A 19,405-nucleotide genomic window follows, 5' to 3' on the forward strand; every position below is an offset into this window, starting at 1 on the left:
CTGCTTGACCTAATAATGCTACATAGCGCGCTTTCCTTGCCGGCAACGCCTTGGCTGCCGGGTGGCGGGTTGCTACTCACCAACAGTATGTTGTAACTAAAACCATAAACAGCAACGCCCCTATCTGCCTCTCATCCCAGCGCATGACGGGCGATCATCGTCACCAATTGTGGTCTCAACGCGGCGGGCAGATCATGCCCCATGCCCGGCATAATCTGCAATCTGGCGTTGGCGACGGCCCGAGCGATCGCCACCCCGCCGGCCTTGCGCACCAGCCGATCGCGATCGCCGTGAATCACCAGCGTCGGCGCGGCGATGCGCCGACTGTAACGCCGCAGATCGCCGCTGCCGAGCAGCGCGGAAAGTTGCCGCTGCATGCCCTCCGGATCCACGCCCCGCTTCAGCAACCGCTTCACCAGGGCATCCAGCTCCGCCTCCTCCGGCGGATAAGTCGCGGTGCCAAGCGCGCGCAGAAAGGCCTTCATCCCTTCCTGGCGCTGCTGAAGCGTCATATCGGCGGCAGGCCGGCGCACCAGCAACCACAGCAGCGAAGGCGCCGGCGGCGGTAACAGCGGTTGATTGGTGCTGGAAAACAAGATGCATAACGAGGCGACGCGCTGCGGGTATTCGGCGGCCAACACCTGGGCGATCATCCCCCCCATCGAGGCGCCAAGGACATGAGCCTGAGGAATGCGTAAATGATCGAGCAGATGCGCTGCGTCCGTCGCCATATCCGCCAGGGTATAAGGCACCGGCGTTTGCCAGCCGATCTGGGCACGCAACATCAACAGCCACAGCGGCGTCTTGCGCTGCGCCCGCGTTTTACCGGAAAGGCCGACGTCGCGGTTGTCGTAGCGGATCACCCGAAATCCCTTGGCAACCAGAGCGCGGCAGAAATCGTCAGGCCACAGCAAAAGCTGCGCGCCGATGCCCATGATTAACAACAGCGGCGGATGCGCCTCATCGCCCCAGTCTTCATAGGCCAGCGGCACCTCACCCTGTTCCGTCACGCCACAACGAACCGTTATCTCGTTCATTTTAAATCCCTTTTATCGAGCCTGACGGTCATTATAGCAGCAATCCCTCCTGCCGCCGCCGCCCTGTACATTAGGTTACAAGCCGAAACCAATCACTCACGGAAAGCCGGACGCCGTTTGCCTACTATCATCTCAACGGCCCCGCAGTGGGGTTGATACCCAAAAGTCATGTTGAGGATTCTGCGATGAAAAAAGTATTAGCTCTGGTTGTTGCCGCTGCAATGGGTCTGTCTTCCGTGGCTTTCGCTGCCGAGGCTGCCACCACTACCGCACCTGCGGCTACCGCAACCACCGCCACCGCTGCGCCGGCTAAAGCTCAGGTGAAACACCACGGCAAGAAAGCCCCGGTACAGAAAGCTCAGGCGGCCAAAAAGCATCACAAGAAAGCCGGCAAAAAAGCCCCGGCGCAAAAAGCCCAAGCGGCTAAAAAGCACCACAAGAAAACCAGCCACAAAAAAGCGTAATGTCGTGAGGTTCCCCTCACCGCTTCAGGCTTGACGTGCACGACACCCGGTTCACCGGGTGTTTTTTCATCCGGGGGGTTCTCATTGATGCTGCGCCGCTACCTGTTCGAGATCATTCTGACCGCCCTGATCCTCTGTGGACTGATCGCCGTCTTTTTTTATCTGTAGCCTGTCGCCTCGCCGGCGGGAAATTATTGAAAAATCAGTTATTGCCCATCCACATGGCTGCTAAATCAGTCTATAGTTAGCATTCAGTGTGTTTATGGATGATCCGTATTTGTCAGGCAAGAGATCTATGCGCATATCCGTTTTACTGTTGCTGTGCTCACTCCCGCTCATCGCCTCCCAGGCGGCACGCGCCGACGGCCCGTCCAAGGCCGAGCAAACGCGTCTGTTTTTCGGCAAAGATGAACGAATCAAGGTCACGGATACCGCCGCCCAGCCGTGGCAAGCCATCGGCCAGGTCGAAACCGCCAGCGGCAATCTGTGTACCGCCACGCTGATCTCCCCACACCTGGCGCTGACCGCCGGCCATTGCGTGCTGGCGCCGCCGGGACAATTGGATAAAGCCGTCGCCCTGCGCTTCGTGGCGGGCGATAAATCATGGCAGTATCAAACCGACAATATTGAAACCCTGGTCGACAGCAAACTGGGCAAAAAGCTGAAACCGGACGGCGACGGCTGGATCGTGCCGCCCGCCGCCGCCGCTTATGACTTTGCGCTGATCCGGCTGAAAGACAAAACGCCGCTGCCGATCGCCCCGCTGCCGCTGTGGCAAGGCGACAGCAAGGCGTTGACTCAGGCCCTGAAACAGGCCAAACGGCTGATCACCCAGGCGGGCTACCCGGAGGACCATCTTGATGACCTCTACAGCCACCAAAACTGCAAGGTGACCGGCTGGGCCCAGCAAGGGGTGCTGTCGCACCAGTGTGATACCCTTCCCGGCGACAGCGGCTCACCGCTGCTGTTGAAAACCGCCGACGGCTGGCAGCTGATCGCCATCCAGAGTTCGGCGCCGGCGGCGAAAGATCGTTACCGCGCCGATAACCGCGCTCTGGCGGTGCCCGGCATCCGCGAGGCGCTGGACGCCCTGGCGGCAGGCAAGTAGCTCTCGCAACGGCGCATCAAGCGCCGTTGCTGTTTCTCTGTTCCCTGAATTTCAACTTACGCTGCGCCGGCCGTTTGCCGGCCGGCGCGCCTGAGCTTAGCCCGAAAGCTGTTCGATGGTTTGCAGAATGCGCTTGTCGGAGATCGGGTAAGGTGTGCCCAGCTGCTGCGCGAACAGGCTGACGCGCAGTTCTTCAATCATCCAGCGCACCGCTTTCACCTCTTCCTCCTGCTGTCGCTTCGGCGGCAGCTTGTTCAGCCACTGCTGCCACGCCTGCTGCACCTGCTCCACCCGCAGCATCTGCGCGCGATCGCGGTGCGGATCGATAGCCAGTTTCTCCAATCGGCGTTCGATCGCCTGCAGGTAGCGCAGCGTGTCCGGCAGCCGTTTCCATCCATTGCCGGTGACGAAGCCGCGGTAGACCAGCCCGCCGAGCTGGGTCTTGATGTCCGACAGCGCCAGCGCCAACGACATGTCCACCCGGCCTTTCAGCCGTTTGTTGATGTTGAAGACCGCCGTCAGGATCTGTTCAACCTGCTTAGCCACCTCAACGACCGTGTCGTTCAGCTCGGCGCGGATCTGCTCCTGCAACCGTGCAAAGTCTTCCTCCTGCCAAACCGGGCCGCCGTGTTCGGCGATCAGTTTGTCGATGCCGCACGAAATGCAGTCGTCGATCAGCTCCAGCACCTTGCCGTACGGGTTGAAATAAAGCCCCAGCTTGGCCTTGTTCGGCAGCTTTTCATGCAGATATTTGATCGGCGAAGGAATATTCAACAACAGCAGGCGGCGCGTGCCCTGCCACATCGCCTGTTGCTGTTCGCTTTCGCTGTCGAACAGGCGGATCGCCACGCTGTCCTTTTCATCCACCAGCGCCGGATAGGCTTTCATCGAATAGCCGCCGCGCTTCTGCTCGTAGAACGCCGGCAATTGGCCAAAGCTCCAGACATGCAGGTTGCTCTGCTCCAGTCCGTCATCGGCCACCGCCGACAGCGTCTCCTGCACCTTCTCTTTCAACTGCAGGCGCAGGGCGGCCAGATCTTTGCCTTCGCGCAGCGTCTGGTTTTTCTCGCCCACCACGCGGAAAGTCATTTTCAGGTGATCGGGCACCTGATCCCACTGCCAGTCATCACGTGACACGGTCACGCCAGTCATGCGCCGCAGCTCGCGCTCCAGCGCGTCAAGCAGCGGCAATTCCAGCGCCGTTACGCGGCCAAGGAACGCTTCGGCGTAGTTCGGCGCCGGCACGAAGTTGCGACGCACCGGTTTCGGCAACGATTTGATCAGCGCGATCACCAGCTCACGGCGGATGCCGGGGATCTGCCATTCGAACCCCTGCTCCTCCACCTGATTGAGGATCGGCAGCGGGATGTGCACCGTCACGCCGTCGGCGTCAGTGCCTGGTTCGAACTGATAGCTCAGCCGCAGTTTGAGGTTGCCCTGATGCCAGAAGTTCGGGTAGTCGAGCGCGCTGATCTTGTTGGCGCCATCCTTGATCAGCATCTCTTTTTCGAAGTTCAGCAGGTCGGGCTGCTGTTTGGCGGCGGTCTTCCACCAGCTGTCGAAATGACGGCCGGAAACCACGTCGTTGGGGATGCGGCGATCGTAGAAGCCGAACAGCGTTTCGTCGTCCACCAGAATGTCGCGGCGGCGCGATTTATGCTCCAGCTCTTCCACTTCGGCGCGCAGCTTTTGGTTATCGCGGAAGAAAGCATGGCGCGTCTGCCAGTCGCCCTCCACCAGCGCATGGCGGATAAACAGCTCGCGGCACAGCAGCGGATCGATGGCGCCGTAATTGACCTGGCGCGCCGCGACGATCGGCAGACCGAACAACGTGACCTTTTCGCTGGCCATCACCGCCCCCTGCGACTTCGACCAGTGCGGTTCGCTGTAGCTGTGTTTCACCAGGTGCTGAGCCAGCGGCTCGATCCATTCCGGTTCGATGCGCGCGGCGATGCGCCCCCACAGGCGGCTGGTTTCCACCAGTTCGGCCACCATGGTCCACTTCGGCGGCTTCTTGAACAGGCCGGAGCCGGGGAAGATCGAGAAGCGAGCGTTGCGCGCGCCGGTGTATTCCTGCTTGTCCGCATCCTTCTGGCCGATGTGCGACAACAGGCCGGTCAGCAGCGCGGTATGGACGCTGCGGTAGTCGGAAGGCGTGCTGTTGATCGGCAGCCCCAGCTCTTTCACCACCTGGCGCAGCTGGGTATAGATATCCTGCCACTCGCGCACCCGCAGGTAGTTGAGAAAATCGTTGCGGCACAGCCGGCGGAACTGGCTGGAGGAGTTCGCCTTTTGCTGCTCCTGCAGATAATCCCACAGGTTGACGAACGCCAGGAAGTCCGAGTCTTTGTCGGCGAAGCGGCGGTGTTTTTCATCCGAGGCCTGCTGCTTGTCCATCGGGCGCTCACGCGGATCCTGAATCGACAGCGCGGCGGTGATGATCATCACCTCGCGCACGCTGCCGCTCTTCTGCGCTTCCAGCACCATGCGCGCCAGACGCGGGTCGATCGGCAACTGCGCCAGCTGCCGGCCCTGCGGCGTCAGCTGATAGTGGCCGTTATCGGCGGTGGTGATCGCCCCCAGCTCTTCCAGCAGGCGCACGCCATCTTGAATGTTGCGTTTGTCCGGCGCCTCGACGAACGGAAACGCGGCGATGTCGCCCAGCCCCAGCGAGGTCATCTGCAGAATGACCGACGCCAGGTTGGTGCGCAGAATTTCCGGATCGGTAAATGCCGGCCGCGAGAGGAAATCCTGTTCGGAGTACAGACGGATGCACACCCCCTCCGACACGCGGCCGCAGCGCCCTTTACGCTGATTGGCGGAGGCCTGTGACACCGGCTCGATCGGCAGGCGCTGCACCTTGGTGCGGAAGCTGTAACGGCTGATGCGCGCGGTGCCCGGATCGATGACGTATTTGATGCCCGGCACCGTCAGCGAGGTTTCCGCCACGTTGGTGGCCAGCACGATGCGGCGGCCGTGGTGCGACTGGAACACCCGGTTCTGCTCGCTGTTCGACAGGCGCGCATACAGCGGCAGCACCTCGGTGTGCGGCAAATTGAGGCGGTTCAAAGCGTCGGCGGTATCGCGGATCTCGCGCTCGCCGCTCATGAAGATCAGAATGTCGCCCGGCCCTTCGCGCCCAAGCTCATCTACCGCATCGAAAATCGCCTGCAGCTGGTCGCGGTCGGTATCGTCGCCGTCGTCGACCACCGGGCGGTAGCGCACCTCCACCGGGTAGGTGCGGCCGGAAACCTCGATGATCGGCGCATTGTTGAAGTGGCGCGAGAAACGCTGCGGATCGATGGTCGCCGAGGTGATGATCACCTTGAGATCCGGGCGCTTCGGCAGCAGTTCGCGCAGGTAACCAAGAATAAAGTCGATATTCAGGCTGCGCTCGTGCGCTTCATCGATGATCAGCGTGTCGTACTGCATCAGCAGGCGATCCTGCTGAATCTCCGCCAGCAAAATGCCGTCGGTCATCAGCTTGACCAGGGTGTTTTCCCCTACCTGATCGTTGAAGCGCACCTTGTAGCCCACGCTGCCGCCGAGCGGGGTTTCCAGCTCGTCGGCGATGCGGTTGGCGACGGTGCGCGCCGCCAGGCGGCGCGGCTGGGTATGGCCGATCAGCCCTTTCACCCCACGCCCCAGCTCCAGACAGATCTTCGGCAACTGGGTGGTTTTCCCCGAGCCGGTCTCCCCGGCGACGATCACCACCTGGTGGTCGCGGACAGCGTTTAAGATGTCCTGCTTTTTCTGGCTGACCGGCAGGCTTTCCGGATAGGTAATGCGCGGGCAAGACGCGGCGCGCGCCTGCACTTTTTGCCGCGCCGTCGCGATGTCGCTTTCCACTTCGGCGGCGACCGCCAGCTGGGCATCGGGATTTTTGATTTTTCGTGCGCCCTGCAGGCGACGACGCAGGCGTTGTTGATCGCGGAGCATCAGCTCGCCCAGTTGGGCCGGCAGTGCCTCGAGCGGAGATTTCACGTTCGGTGTTCCTTGTTTCATCGTGGCCAAGACCAGGCTTAGCAACGGTTTAATGTTTTTTTAGCGATTTTTTTGCTTTAGCCGCACAGCCTATCACAAACGGCTTTTTCCCCCTACTTTCGCGAGTAAAGCCTCGGCATGTTATTCAATAAAATCGAACGAAGATCTCGAAATATTGCGCTATCACTGTTGGGGGAATGTGAATAGCATGTAGTTCATGCAAGGGACGCTGAGTCCTGATGTCACTGTCACAACGTAAGGAATTATCGATGAGCAACGTATTGGTTCTGAAATCAAGCATCCTGGCGACCTACTCTCAGTCTAACCAACTGGCCGATTTCTTCGTAGAGCAATGGAGCAACGCCCACAGCGGCGACACCATCACCGTGCGCGATCTGGCCGCACAGCCAATCCCGGTGCTGGACGGCGAGCTGGTTGGCGCGCTGCGTCCTTCCGATGCTCCGTTGACTCCGCGTCAACAAGAAGCGCTGGCCCTGTCGGACGAACTGATCGCCGAGCTGCAGGCCAATGACGTTATCGTGATTGCCGCACCGATGTACAACTTCAACATCCCGACCCAGCTGAAAAACTATTTCGATCTGGTCGCCCGCGCCGGCGTGACTTTCCGTTACACCGAAAACGGTCCGGAAGGCCTGGTGAAAAACAAACGCGCCGTGATCCTGACCAGCCGCGGCGGCATTCATAAAGGCACCCCAACCGACCTGGTGGAACCTTACCTGCGTCTGTTCCTGGGCTTCATCGGCATCACCGACGTGGAGTTCGTCTTCGCGGAAGGCATCGCCTACGGTCCGGAAGTGGCGACCAAAGCACAGGAAGACGCCAAAGCGGCCCTGTCTCAGGTGGTTGCCGCGTAAGAGACTGCGCAGGGGCATCATGCCCCTGCCGGACAAGAGGCAAGCCTTGTCAAACCTGCACTACCCTCATAATAATCATCTATCCGTATCATTCAGCGCGCCAGACGGCGCGCTTTTTTTTACTTCTTCAGCCACTGGCCGTTGATGCCGCGCACATACTCGCCGCTCTGCGCCCGCGTCACCAGCTTCTGGCCGGCCATGCGCGCCACTTCATCGACGGCGATATGGTTGCCGTCCGCCACTTCCTGATACTTCTCGGCGCGGCCGGCGTTGATGCGCTTCACCAGCGCCAAAGTTTCGGCGTCCTGCTGCACCGGCGCGATGTAGCCGCTCAGGGTTTCCCCCACCCGCCCTTGCTGCTTCGCCTCATCCAGCGTCAGCGCCATCGCCAGGCCGCTGAACAGCCAGGCGGCGCCGGCCAGCCACAAATAACGTTTTTTCATGTCGGCTCCTAGAACAGACCGCTTTGGGTTTTCAGCAGGTTTTCGACGTCCTTATCCACCTTGATATGAATTTCATGTTCGATCTTGACGTTCATATTGATAGTGATCGGATCCTTAGGCGTCGCCACCTCGATGCGCGGCACGCAGCCGCTCAGCAGCGAAACGCACAGCACCGCTGCCAGCGTCGACACACTCATGATTTTCATTGTTGCTCCCCAGGTTGTGAGAGGGCCTGCTCCAGCCACTCCTGTAAATTGTCGCCGAAGCGCAAACTGCGCCACAGCTGAAACACGTTTTCCTGATGACGATAGTTCAGGATCACCTCGCGCTTGGCGCTTTTCTGCGGGTTGATGCCGTCGATGCGTGCGCTCAGCGTCAGCTCGCCCAGGTTGTCGAGATCGACCCGGGCATGCGAACGGTTGATTTCCATGTAGCGCAGCCAGTCGATCGCCGCGCCGGTCGCCAGGTTGTTGCTGCCGATGGCGTCGGCCATGTCTTTGTCCAGGCGCAGCGTCAACGTGCCGGCGTTGGCGATCCAGCCGTTTTGCACCAGCCACTTCGGATGGTTCAGGAACAGCGGCAACTCGCCGTCGACGCGGCCGGACATGGCGAACTGCTTCGGTTTCAGGGCGGTAAACAGCGCGCTGAGATCGACCTTGTCCAGCTTCAGCACTGCGGCGTCATGCTGCGGCAACCGCAGCGCCGACAGGCTGATATGCCCGTTGAGCATGTCCACGCCGACGTTGCTCAACGTCAGCGGCTGCCCTTCGCTATAAGGATAGGTGCCCTGCAAATCGGCGGAAATGTTCTGCATCTCGAACAGGTTGGTGAAAGACTTGATGCGCAGCGATACCGGCTGTTTAGCTCCCAATTGCCAGTGATGCTGCTTGAACCGGTACGACAGGATGAAATCCAGGCCGCTCATCTCCCCGTCCTTCAGCCACATGCCGCCGTTTTTCACCACCCAGTGGCCACCGGCCTCGAACCCTTGTTCGCGGGCGGCGGAAAACGCCGACTGCGCGTAAAACTCGCCGTCGCGCAGCGTGAGATTGAGATCCGGCGCCAGCAGCGGTTGGAAGACCTTCAGCGACTGTTTCGGCCACCAGCCTTCGCCGCGCAGACGTTCGCCGTCCCAACGGCCGCGCAGCGCGATCGGACCGATCTGTTGCGCCTGCAGCTTGCCCTGCATCTGGAAACTGTCCGGCGAACGGCCGTTCACCTGCAGCGCCAGCACCGGCGCCGGCAGATAACCGCCATCGCTGAAGCTGACCTTATCCGCCGCCAGCTGCAGCTCACCGTTGAACTGCGGGCTTTGTTCATCACGCCGCCAGCGCAGCGGCTGGTTGAGGCTCAAGCGCGGCGCGGCGACCGTCACCAGGCCGTACTTCAACTTATCGAAGCCGGTGGAGAGTTTATCGAGCACCAACTCGCTGTCGCGCCAGCTGCCGCTGCCGGCCACGTCCCAGGCGGCCTGCAGCGGCGGCAAGCGGCCATTGCCCCAGTAGCGCCATTGCCAGTGGCCCTTGTCCGGCCAGAAATCCTGCGCCTGGCCGTCCAGATGCAGCTTGAAGCGGCCCCAGTAACTGTCGCTGGCGCTCAAAATCGCCTGCAGGCGGCCGGTAATACCGGCAGCGGTCACCTTCACGCCCGCCAGCGGCAAACGCGCCTCTTCCAGCGTCATTTCCGGCGTCACCTTGCCCCACAGGCGCAGCAACGAACCCGGATGCAGAACCAGCGTCGGGTTGAGAATGCTGCCGCCGAGCACGCCCGGGATCGACGCGGTAGCGGAGAAGTCGGCCAGATTGGCCTGGCCGGTCAGTTGGAACCGCAGATCGCTGTCTGTCAGCCCCACCTTGCCCGGCCCAAGCGTCAGCACCGCATTGCCCTTGCCGTTGTGGCCGGCCGTGATCACGTTCAGCCGCGCGCTGATCTCCGTTTCATCCAGTCCCTTGCTCCAGTCGTGCAGCGCGATGCTGAGGCCGCCGTTCAACGGCTGTCCGCTGTAGGGCCAACGCCACTCGCCCTGCTTGATGCTGACCCGCTGCGGGGTCACTTCCCACGGCAGCACCGCCAGCGGCCGATCGTCGCCTTTCTCGCTCACCGTCAACACGCCCTGCTGCTGTTGCCAGCGCATATCCAGCAAAACCGGTTTTTCCAGATAGGCCGTCTGCATTTCACCCTGCAGCGCGCCCTGCGTCGGCAGGCTGGCCAGATCCAGCGGGAGGGTTATCTTGCCGGCGAGGCGCAGCGGTTGCGCGCTGTTGGGCGGAATGACGGTCAGGCTGTGCAACGTCAGCTGTTGTTTTTCATCCAGCTGCGCCTCGGCGCTGATATTCGGCCCCCGATAATGCAGATGTTGCCCGTCAGAGCCGGAGGAAAGCTGCAGCTTCCCGGCATAACGCTGCCAGGGAATGAGCGTGAGGTCATGAATGGTGAGATCCAGCGGCGGCAGCTGCCGCTGCAGTTGATCGAGCGCAAGCGGCGCGCTGTTGGCGTCGCCGCCCGGCAGTTTTGACAAACAGGCGCTATCGACGCTGACCTTATCGCTCGACAGCTGCCAGCGGCCTTGCCGATAAGCCAGCCGCGTCGGCCCGACGCTGGCCAGCAGACAATCTTGCGCGGTGAAACGCGCCCCCGCCAACGTCAGGCCGCCCTGGCGCCAATGCAATTTGCCCTGCAACTCCAGTCGGCTTCCCGCCGGCAACCAATGCGATAACACCCCCGGCAGCCAGCGCGGCAAGGTTTGCCACAACGCCAGCACCAGGATTGCGCAGCCCGCCACCGTCCCTATGAATACTTTCAATCGCCTGGTCATTAAATGATTGCTTCGTTCCTGTGTTAGGCATTGGTTAAGTCTATGCCTGAATTGACAATAATGATGGCACGAATTTGACATAGGGTGAAGCTGAGCGCGGTCGCAGAGGCGATTTGCACCCTTTTGGCGCAAGCGCGCGCGGAGTTGTAGATTTTCGTTACATATACATCACATAAATAGGACAGTTTTCAGACTTTTGTTATTGTTGTTACCGTTGATGATTAATAGTCTTGCAAGCATTCTAATAAAAGTTTAGCTGCTAGCTAACTGTGTACTAGAGAAGCCATTCCCCACACCCCCGTGGGGATTTTTTTGTCGCCCGCCTCACCGTCGCCTTCCCTTCACCGCCGCCAGCCCACAGCAGCCCTGCAGCGTGGCTAACCAATTGTCGAATTTACTAAAATCTGTTAAATTGATCACAAAATCACGGTGGAGAAACCACGATGAAATTGGCGATATACAGCACCAAACAGTATGACCGTAAATATCTCGAACTGGTGAATCAGCAGTTTGGCTATGAGCTGGAATTCTTCGACTTTTTACTCAGTAAAAAAACCGCCAAAACGGCCGCCGGTTGCAAGGCGGTGTGTATCTTCGTCAACGACGACGGTAGCCGTGAAGTGCTCGAAGAACTGGCGGCGCTGGGCGTCGAAATTCTCGCCCTGCGCTGCGCCGGTTTTAATAACGTCGATCTGGACGCCGCCAAAGCGCTGGGCATCAAGGTAGTGCGCGTGCCGGCCTACTCGCCGGAAGCCGTGGCGGAACACGCGGTAGGCATGATGATGTGCCTGAACCGCCGTATTCACCGCGCATATCAACGCACCCGCGACGCCAATTTCTCTCTCGAAGGGCTGATCGGCTTTAACATGCACAATCGCACCGCCGGCGTGATCGGCACCGGTAAAATCGGCGTGGCGACGATGCGCATTCTCAAAGGCTTCGGCATGAAGCTGCTGGCTTACGATCCGTTCCCCAGCGAACAGGCGCTGGAACTGGGCGCAGAGTATGTCGACCTGAAAACGCTGTACGCGCAATCCGACGTAATCACCCTGCACTGCCCGCTGACGCCGGAAAACCACCATCTGCTGAATGCCGACGCCTTCGCGATGATGAAAAACGGCGTAATGGTGATCAACACCAGCCGCGGCGCGCTGATCGACTCTACCGCCGCCATCGACGCGTTGAAGCAGCAAAAAATCGGCGCGCTCGGGATGGACGTCTACGAGAACGAACGCGATCTGTTCTTTGAAGACAAGTCTAACGACGTGATTCAGGATGACGTGTTCCGCCGCCTGTCGGCCTGCCACAACGTGCTGTTCACCGGCCATCAGGCTTTCCTGACCGAAGAGGCGCTGACCAGCATTTCGCAAACCACGCTGCAGAACATCAGCCAATTGGATCGCGGCGAAGCCTGCCCGAACCAGTTGAACGCGTAAATGGCATCTCGGGGCGCCCCTTGCGGCGCCCTGTTTATTTGAGAGCGCGACGATGAGAACAACGATGGCCGCCCTTGCGGCGCTGGTCTTGGGGGGATGCAGCATGAAACCACCCGCGACCGTTACGCCCGGCGATCTGATGCATCATAATTTCGTGTTGCAGAGCGTCGATGGCGAAGCGGCAAAATCCCCAACGGGCGGCGTCCTGCTCAATCTGGAGTTCGGCGAGAACCTGCATGTGTCCGGCGCGATGTGCAACCGCTTTTTCGGCCAGGGGCAATTACGCGACGGCGTACTGACGGTAAAACCGTTGGCCTCGACGCGCAGGCTGTGCCCTGATGAGCAGCGCAATCGCTGGGATCGGGTGATCGGCACCGTGCTGGAAAACGGCGCCGAAGTGACGCTGAGCGCGCAGCAGCTGACGCTCAACGGCAGCGGCCACACGCTGGTTTATGCCCTGCGCGACTGGGTATATTGATTCTGGACGCCAGGCCTGGCGCCGTGGGCTTACCCGGCGCAGCTGCCCAGGCCCAGCGTGCGTTCCTCACACTGTTTGCCGTTCGGCATCTGGCACATGCGCAACGCTTCACCGTTCAAGTTGTGCGCGATGGTGGTGACGCCGCCGACCGCCGCGCAACCGGCGCTGGTCTGCAACGTATTGATTCTGGCACTGTTGCCCTGCTGTACTGGCTCTTCGTTGTTGCTGCTGCAGGCGGCTAAAAGCAGCACGGCGCTGGCAAGCAGCCATTTTGATGTCGTCATTATCCCACTCCTGAACCCGGAACTGCGCTGTGTAAAATCGCCATTGCCGATAACGCGCGTCACTTGGCGGACACGTTTCGCTATCTTTGATGCAAACTTGTTTAATCTAGCTCGATATATAAATAATGAAAATATATTCCGGCCATTATTTGTGGTTTTTTTGCGCCGGCCGGACATTGATTTTGTTTGCAGAATATTTCCGCCCCCATTGCGGGAGGTTAAACGTGACAGCGGCCCCCACCGCCTGCCCCGGCCACAGAGAGAAAGTGATAACGTCACCGTTGCCGGCGACGGGGTTTCTTCGCATGATATCGGTATTAATTAACCCCGCGTGCTTTCGGCGTGACGGCGCATTTTTTGCTACCGGAGAGGATGATATTTGCGTCTATGCTGACGGCGCTAACTAATTAGCATTCCACTATTTTCAGTGAATGATGGCTGAATTCTTCAACCGGCGCGACTTGCTGTCACGCCGGCTTTTTTTACATCAAAATAACATTCAGTGCACAGAGGCTTTCGACAGTAAATTAATTACCAGCACGCCGGCAATAATTAATCCCATGCCGACAATCGCCGGCCAATCCAATTTTTGCTGATAAACGAATACCGCCGCGACCGACACCAGCACGATCCCCATGCCCGACCAAATCGCATACACAATGCCCAGCGGCATGCTCTTGACCACCATCGACAGCCCCCAAAACGCCACGCCGTAGCCCAGCACCACCAGCAGCGACGGCCACAGACGGGTAAAGCCCTCAGAGGCTTTCAACATGGTGGTGGCGATCACTTCCGCGACTATCGCCATCGTCAAATACATAAATCCGCTCATGGTTTTCTTCTGTCAGGTTACCGATGCGCAATTATGACGCGCCGGAAATAAATTGTCTTTAAACGGCGAAAACAATTTATTGAAGGACCTCAACCGGCGATGCAAATAGCGATGCCGGATACGCTTGCCGATTTATCGCCCGCCACACAAACGCGATAAAGCCGCGTTCAAACCCTCTGTTAGACTTTTTTCCATTACTGCGAAAGTGCGCTTTCGCGGCTTTGTGAGCAATGAAAAGGTAATGTCGATGATAACTACAGATGGTAATAATGCAGTCGCTTCCGTGGCCTATCGCACCAACGAAGTGATTGCCATCTACCCTATCACGCCAAGTTCCACCATGGCGGAGCAGGCGGACGCCTGGTCCGGCGATGGCCGGCAAAACATCTGGGGTGATATCCCGCGAGTGGTGGAAATGCAGTCGGAGGGCGGCGCGATCGCCACCGTGCACGGCGCCTTGCAGACCGGCGCGCTGTCCACCTCGTTCACCTCATCGCAGGGTCTGCTGCTGATGATCCCGACGCTGTACAAACTGGCCGGCGAGCTGACGCCGTTTGTGTTGCACGTCGCCGCACGCACCGTGGCCACGCACGCGCTGTCAATCTTCGGCGATCACTCTGACGTGATGGCGGTGCGCCAGACCGGCTGCGCCATGCTGTGCGCCGGCAGCGTGCAGGAAGCGCAGGATTTCGCGCTGATCTCGCAGACCGCCAGCCTCAACGCGCGCCTGCCGTTCATCCACTTTTTCGACGGGTTCCGCACCTCGCACGAGATCAATAAAATCGTACCGCTCAGCGACGATACGTTGCGGCACATGCTGCCGCAGGCGGCGATCGACGCCCACCGCCGCCGGGCGCTGTCGCCGGATCATCCGGTGGTGCGCGGCACTTCCGCCAACCCTGACACCTATTTCCAGTCGCGCGAGGCCACCAACCCTTGGTATGACGCCGCCGACCAGCACGTGATCGACGCCATGGAGGCCTTCGCCGCCCTCACCGGCCGCCACTACCGGCCGTTCGACTATTATGGCCACCCGCAGGCCGAACGCGTGGTGGTGGTGATGGGCTCCGCCGCCGGCACCTGCGAAGAAGTGATCGACACCCTGCTGACCCGCGGCGAAAAAGTCGGCGTGCTGAAAGTGCGGCTGTTCCGGCCGTTCTCCGCCAAACACCTGCTCGGCGCGCTGCCGGACAGCGTGCGCAGCGTCGCGGTGCTCGATCGCACCAAAGAACCGGGCGCGCTGGCCGAGCCGCTGTATCTGGACGTGATGACCGCGCTGGCGGAAGCCTACAGCCGGGGCGAGCGCGCCACGCTGCCGCGAGTGATCGGCGGCCGTTACGGCCTGTCGTCGAAGGAGTTCGGCCCGGACTGCGCGCTGGCGGTGTTTCGCGAGCTGGCCCAGCCGCAGCCGCGCCCGCGCTTCACCGTCGGCATCTTCGATGACGTCACCGGCCTTTCGCTGCCGCTGAGCGACGAAATCCTGCCGCAGCGCGCCTCGCTGGAAGCGCTATTCTACGGTTTGGGCAGCGACGGCTCGGTCTCGGCCACCAAGAACAACATCAAAATCATCGGCAACGCCACGCCGCTGTATGCGCAGGGCTATTTCGTCTACGACTCCAAAAAGGCCGGCGGCCTGACGGTCTCGCACCTGCGCGTCAGCGAGCAGCCGATCAATTCGGCCTATCTGGTCAGCCAGGCGGATTTCGTCGGCTGCCACCAGCTGCAGTTTATCGATAAGTACCAGATGGTTGAGCGCCTCAAACCCGGCGGCACCTTCCTGCTCAATACCCCTTACGGCGCCGACGAAGTCTGGTCGCGCCTGCCGCAGGAGGTACAGGCGCTGTTGCATCAACGCCAGGCGCGTTTCTACATCATCAACGCCGCCAAGCTGGCGCGTGAATGCCGGCTCGGCGCGCGCATCAACACCGTCATGCAGATGGCGTTTTTCCATCTGACGCAGATCCTGCCGAGCGACGTGGCGCTGCAACAGCTGCAGGACGCCATCGCCCGCAGCTACAGCAGCAAAGGCCAGGAGATCGTCGAGCGCAACTGGCAGGCGCTGGGCGCCACCCGCGGCGCGCTGATTGAAATCCCGCTGCAGCCGGTCGACGACAGCAGCCCGATGCGCCCGCCGGTGGTCTCGGACGCCGCGCCTGACTTCGTCAAAACCGTTACCGCCGCGATGCTGGCCGGACTGGGCGATGCGCTGCCGGTTTCCGCCTTCCCGCCGGACGGCACCTGGCCGGTGGGCACCACCCAGTGGGAAAAGCGCAACATCGCCGAAGCGATCCCGGTCTGGCAGCCCGACCTGTGCACCCAGTGCAACCATTGCGTCGCCGCCTGTCCGCACTCCGCCATTCGCGCCAAGGTCGTGCAGCCGGCGGAGATGGAACACGCCCCCGCCTCCCTGCAGTCGCTGGATGTCAAAGCGCGCGATATGCGCGGGCAAAAATACGTGCTGCAAGTGGCGCCGGAGGATTGCACCGGCTGTAACCTGTGCGTCGAGGTCTGCCCGGCGAAAGATCGCCAGAACCCGGAGATCAAGGCCATCAATATGGCTTCACGCCTCGATAATCTGACGGCGGAAAAAGACAACTACGATTTCTTCCTGCAGCTGCCGGAAATCGATACGGCGCAGCTGGAACGCATCGACATTCGCACCTCGCAGCTGATCACGCCGCTGTTCGAGTACTCCGGCGCCTGCTCCGGCTGCGGCGAAACGCCGTACATCAAGCTGTTGACCCAGCTCTATGGCGACCGATTGCTGATCGCCAACGCCACCGGCTGTTCGTCGATCTACGGCGGCAACCTGCCGACCACGCCGTACACCACCAACGCCGAAGGGCGCGGGCCGGCATGGGCCAACTCGCTGTTCGAAGACAACGCCGAATTCGGCCTGGGCTTCCGTTTGACGGTCGATCAACATCGCGCGCGGGTGCTGCGCCTGCTGAATTCGCTGGCGCCGCAGCTGCCGGAGCAGTTGGTCAATGCCCTGCAGATGGAAGACGTGGCGCCGGAGCCGCGCCGCAAGCAAATCGCCGAACTGCGCGCGCTGCTGGCGAGTATTGAAGGCGAAGATGCGCGCCAGCTGGCGACCGACGCCGACTATCTGGTGGATAAATCCATCTGGCTGATCGGCGGTGACGGCTGGGCCTACGACATCGGCTTCGGCGGTTTGGATCACGTCCTCAGCCTGACGGAGAACGTCAACGTGCTGGTGCTCGACACCCAGTGCTACTCCAACACCGGCGGCCAGCAGTCGAAGGCCACGCCGCTCGGCGCGGTGACCAAATTCGGCGAGCACGGCAAGCGCAAGGCGCGCAAAGATCTGGGCGTCAGCATGATGATGTACGGCCATGTTTACGTTGCGCAGATCTCGCTGGGGGCGCAGCTCAACCAGACGGTGAAAGCGATTCAGGAGGCCGAGGCCTATCCGGGGCCGTCGCTGATCATCGCCTACAGCCCGTGCGAAGAGCACGGCTACGATCTGGCGCTCAGCCACGATCAGATGAAACAGCTGACCGCCACCGGCTTCTGGCCGCTGTACCGCTTCGATCCGCGCCGCAGCGCCGAGGGCAAGGCCGCATTGGCGTTGGATTCGCGGCCGCCGAACAGCAACCTGTCGGAAACGCTGCTGAAAGAACAGCGTTTCCGCCGCCTGAACGCGCAGCAGCCGGAGGTGGCCAGCGCGCTGTATCAGGCCGCCGAGAAAGAGCTGAAGGAGAAATACGATTTCCTCAGCCTGCTGGCCGGCAAGGCGGAAAAGTCCGCCGCTGAGTAACCTCCCTTAGGGCGCGAGCGATTCGCGCCCTGATCTTTTACCGTTGACGTAAGGCGTAGCAATAAAACCTGCTGGCATTCCTGCGCGCAATCCGTACCATACAGGCCTCGCGTCGGGCGCGTGGAAGCTGGATGATGAATAATGATCAAAATCGGCCGGTTGAATGGTAAACTCGCGGTCTACAACGCCATGCCCCTAGTGCCCCCCATTGAGAATGAGCACGATTTAAATGTCAGAAAAGCAATCCGTTAGCCAAAAAGAGCAGTACAACCTGAACAAATTGCAAAAGCGCCTGCGCCGCAACGTGGGCGAAGCGATCGCCGATTTCAATATGATTGAAGAAGGCGACCGCATCATGGTCTGTCTGTCCGGCGGCAAAGACAGCTACACCATGCTGGAGATCCTGCGCAATCTGCAGCAGAGCGCGCCGATCAATTTCTCGCTGGTGGCGGTGAATCTCGACCAGAAACAGCCCGGCTTCCCTGAGCATATTCTGCCTGCTTACCTGGAAGGCTTGGGGGTGGAGTACAAGATCGTCGAAGAAAACACCTACAGCATCGTTAAAGACAAGATCCCGGAAGGCAAAACCACCTGTTCACTGTGCTCGCGCCTGCGCCGCGGCATTCTGTATCGCACCGCCACCGAACTGGGCGCCACCAAGATCGCGCTGGGCCACCACCGCGACGATATTCTGCAGACGCTGTTCCTCAACATGTTCTACGGCGGCAAGATGAAAGGCATGCCGCCCAAACTGATGAGCGACGACGGCAAGCACGTGGTCATTCGCCCGCTGGCCTATTGCCGCGAGAAAGACATCGAGCGTTTCTCGATCGCCAAAGCGTTCCCGATCATTCCATGCAATCTGTGCGGCTCTCAGCCTAATTTGCAGCGCCAGGTGATCGGTGACATGCTGCGCGACTGGGACAAACGTTACCCAGGCCGGCTGGAAACCATGTTCAGCGCCATGCAAAACGTGGTGCCTTCGCATCTGAGCGATATCAATCTGTTTGATTTCAAAGGCATTCACCACGGCAGCGCGGTGGTGGACGGCGGCGATTTGGCCTTCGATCGCGAAGACATTCCGATGCAGCCGGTCGGCTGGCAGCCGGAAGATTCGGACGACGCGGCGCCTGCGCCAGCGCGTTTGGACGTGCTGGAAATCAAATAAGTCCCCTCGCCGCTCGCCACCCTGCGAGCGGCGACCTTTTCCCTCTCTCGACGATCTCGATCCTGTTCACAGTTTGCGCATAATTTGCTGGGCGATGCCGTTTTTACCCTATACTGTGCATTTATACAGTCATATGGAGATCGCGCAATGAATATCACCCCCTGCCTGTCCCACGTCTCGCTGGGCTCGAACGATTTCGTCGCCGCCGCGGCCTTTTACGATCGCACGCTGGCCGCCTTGGGTTGCCGACGGGTGCTGGAGCATCCCGGCGCGATCGGTTATGGCCGCGACTACCCGGAGTTCTGGCTGCAGGTGCCGATCGACGGCCAGCCCGCTTCACCCGGCAACGGCACGCACGTCGGTTTTTTCGCGACCAGCAAGCAGCAGGTGGATGAATTCCATCGCCAGGCGCTGTTGGCCGGCGCCGTCGATGAAGGCGCGCCCGGTTCGCGGCCGCACTACGGTGAGGCTTACTACGGCTGCTTTGTCCGCGATTTGGATGGGCACAAGATTGAAGCCAGCTTCTGGGATGAAAGCGCGGCCTGAGGAAGAGAGAAATCGAATAAAAAAATGCCGGTGATTAAACCGGCATTGTACGAATCAAATGTGCTATGCAGTAATTCAAAAATAAGAAAGTAAGACAATTATGGAGCGCAACGCCCATCGCTTGACGTTGCATTCACCTGCGAGAGAGATCATG

Annotated in this window: 15 protein-coding genes; 8 read left to right on the forward strand and 7 right to left on the reverse strand. The window is 60.3% G+C overall.

The annotated features are described in order from the left end of the window. Positions 1 to 131: 131 nt before the first annotated feature. Positions 132 to 1,037, reverse strand: coding sequence for an alpha/beta fold hydrolase (locus ACSBQS_RS08980; protein WP_172755686.1), 906 nt, complete (start codon positions 1,035 to 1,037; stop codon positions 132 to 134). A gap of 185 nt (positions 1,038 to 1,222) precedes the next feature. Between ACSBQS_RS08980 and asr the strand changes: the two genes are divergently transcribed. After that, positions 1,223 to 1,501 carry an acid resistance repetitive basic protein Asr gene (gene asr, locus ACSBQS_RS08985; RefSeq protein WP_047026031.1) on the forward strand — a complete coding sequence of 93 codons (279 nt, stop codon included), beginning with the start codon at positions 1,223 to 1,225 and terminating at the stop codon, positions 1,499 to 1,501. A gap of 295 nt (positions 1,502 to 1,796) precedes the next feature. Further along, positions 1,797 to 2,609 carry a trypsin-like serine peptidase gene (locus ACSBQS_RS08990; protein ID WP_033650290.1) on the forward strand — a complete coding sequence of 271 codons (813 nt, stop codon included), beginning with the start codon at positions 1,797 to 1,799 and terminating at the stop codon, positions 2,607 to 2,609. Positions 2,610 to 2,705: 96 nt separating this feature from the next. Here the strand turns inward: ACSBQS_RS08990 and hrpA are convergent, their stop codons facing one another. Then, the gene (gene hrpA / locus ACSBQS_RS08995) at positions 2,706 to 6,593 is read right to left on the reverse strand and encodes an ATP-dependent RNA helicase HrpA (RefSeq protein WP_117187741.1); all 3,888 of its coding nucleotides are present in this window, start codon (positions 6,591 to 6,593) and stop codon (positions 2,706 to 2,708) included. A gap of 269 nt (positions 6,594 to 6,862) precedes the next feature. Between hrpA and azoR the strand changes: the two genes are divergently transcribed. Continuing rightward, positions 6,863 to 7,468 carry an FMN-dependent NADH-azoreductase gene (gene azoR / locus ACSBQS_RS09000; RefSeq protein WP_015377994.1) on the forward strand — a complete coding sequence of 202 codons (606 nt, stop codon included), beginning with the start codon at positions 6,863 to 6,865 and terminating at the stop codon, positions 7,466 to 7,468. 119 nt (positions 7,469 to 7,587) lie between these two features. Here the strand turns inward: azoR and ACSBQS_RS09005 are convergent, their stop codons facing one another. The 3 genes from ACSBQS_RS09005 to ACSBQS_RS09015 are packed head-to-tail and all read right to left on the reverse strand — an operon-like array spanning position 7,588 to position 10,726. Continuing rightward, positions 7,588 to 7,911: a YdbL family protein gene (locus ACSBQS_RS09005; RefSeq protein WP_033643218.1), complete on the reverse strand. Its 324-nt coding sequence runs from the start codon at positions 7,909 to 7,911 to the stop codon at positions 7,588 to 7,590. A gap of 8 nt (positions 7,912 to 7,919) precedes the next feature. After that, a complete protein-coding gene (locus ACSBQS_RS09010; protein ID WP_025302979.1) occupies positions 7,920 to 8,117 on the reverse strand; it encodes a YnbE family lipoprotein in 198 nt (65 codons plus the stop codon). Beyond that, a complete protein-coding gene (locus tag ACSBQS_RS09015; RefSeq protein WP_353440410.1) occupies positions 8,114 to 10,726 on the reverse strand; it encodes a YdbH family protein in 2,613 nt (870 codons plus the stop codon). Before ACSBQS_RS09015 ends, ACSBQS_RS09010 begins: the two co-directional genes overlap by 4 nt. Before the next feature lie 443 nt (positions 10,727 to 11,169). Here ACSBQS_RS09015 and ACSBQS_RS09020 point away from each other — a divergent pair, with 443 nt between their 5' ends. Both ACSBQS_RS09020 and hslJ read left to right on the forward strand, forming a co-directional pair. After that, positions 11,170 to 12,162 carry a 2-hydroxyacid dehydrogenase gene (locus ACSBQS_RS09020; RefSeq protein ID WP_033650287.1) on the forward strand — a complete coding sequence of 331 codons (993 nt, stop codon included), beginning with the start codon at positions 11,170 to 11,172 and terminating at the stop codon, positions 12,160 to 12,162. A 52-nt stretch (positions 12,163 to 12,214) separates the two neighbouring features. Next, complete coding sequence (gene hslJ / locus ACSBQS_RS09025; RefSeq protein ID WP_033643221.1) at positions 12,215 to 12,640, forward strand: heat shock protein HslJ; 426 nt, start codon at positions 12,215 to 12,217, stop codon at positions 12,638 to 12,640. A 29-nt stretch (positions 12,641 to 12,669) separates the two neighbouring features. Here hslJ and ACSBQS_RS09030 read toward each other — a convergent pair whose 3' ends face one another. Then, on the reverse strand, positions 12,670 to 12,924 hold the full coding sequence (locus tag ACSBQS_RS09030) for a DUF333 domain-containing protein (protein ID WP_015377999.1): 255 nt from the start codon (positions 12,922 to 12,924) through the stop codon (positions 12,670 to 12,672). Between the two features lie 499 nt (positions 12,925 to 13,423). After that, the gene (ssmE, locus tag ACSBQS_RS09035) at positions 13,424 to 13,756 is read right to left on the reverse strand and encodes a multidrug efflux SMR transporter SsmE (protein ID WP_033632935.1); all 333 of its coding nucleotides are present in this window, start codon (positions 13,754 to 13,756) and stop codon (positions 13,424 to 13,426) included. Between the two features lie 247 nt (positions 13,757 to 14,003). On the opposite strand from ssmE, the gene nifJ reads away from it, so the two are divergent. The 3 genes from nifJ to ACSBQS_RS09050 all read left to right on the forward strand — a co-directional run bounded on the left by nifJ (position 14,004) and on the right by ACSBQS_RS09050 (position 19,251). Further along, a complete protein-coding gene (gene nifJ / locus ACSBQS_RS09040; protein ID WP_103681817.1) occupies positions 14,004 to 17,537 on the forward strand; it encodes a pyruvate:ferredoxin (flavodoxin) oxidoreductase in 3,534 nt (1,177 codons plus the stop codon). Positions 17,538 to 17,766: 229 nt separating this feature from the next. Further along, a complete protein-coding gene (gene ttcA / locus ACSBQS_RS09045; RefSeq protein WP_033643222.1) occupies positions 17,767 to 18,705 on the forward strand; it encodes a tRNA 2-thiocytidine(32) synthetase TtcA in 939 nt (312 codons plus the stop codon). 147 nt (positions 18,706 to 18,852) lie between these two features. Continuing rightward, positions 18,853 to 19,251 (forward strand): VOC family protein, encoded by a 399-nt coding sequence (locus ACSBQS_RS09050; protein ID WP_033643223.1) that lies wholly within the window; start codon positions 18,853 to 18,855, stop codon positions 19,249 to 19,251. Positions 19,252 to 19,405: the final 154 nt, after the last annotated feature.

Origin of the sequence: Serratia sp. H402Y (assembly GCF_051172415.1) — a bacterium.
Lineage (GTDB): Bacteria > Pseudomonadota > Gammaproteobacteria > Enterobacterales > Enterobacteriaceae > Serratia > Serratia ureilytica.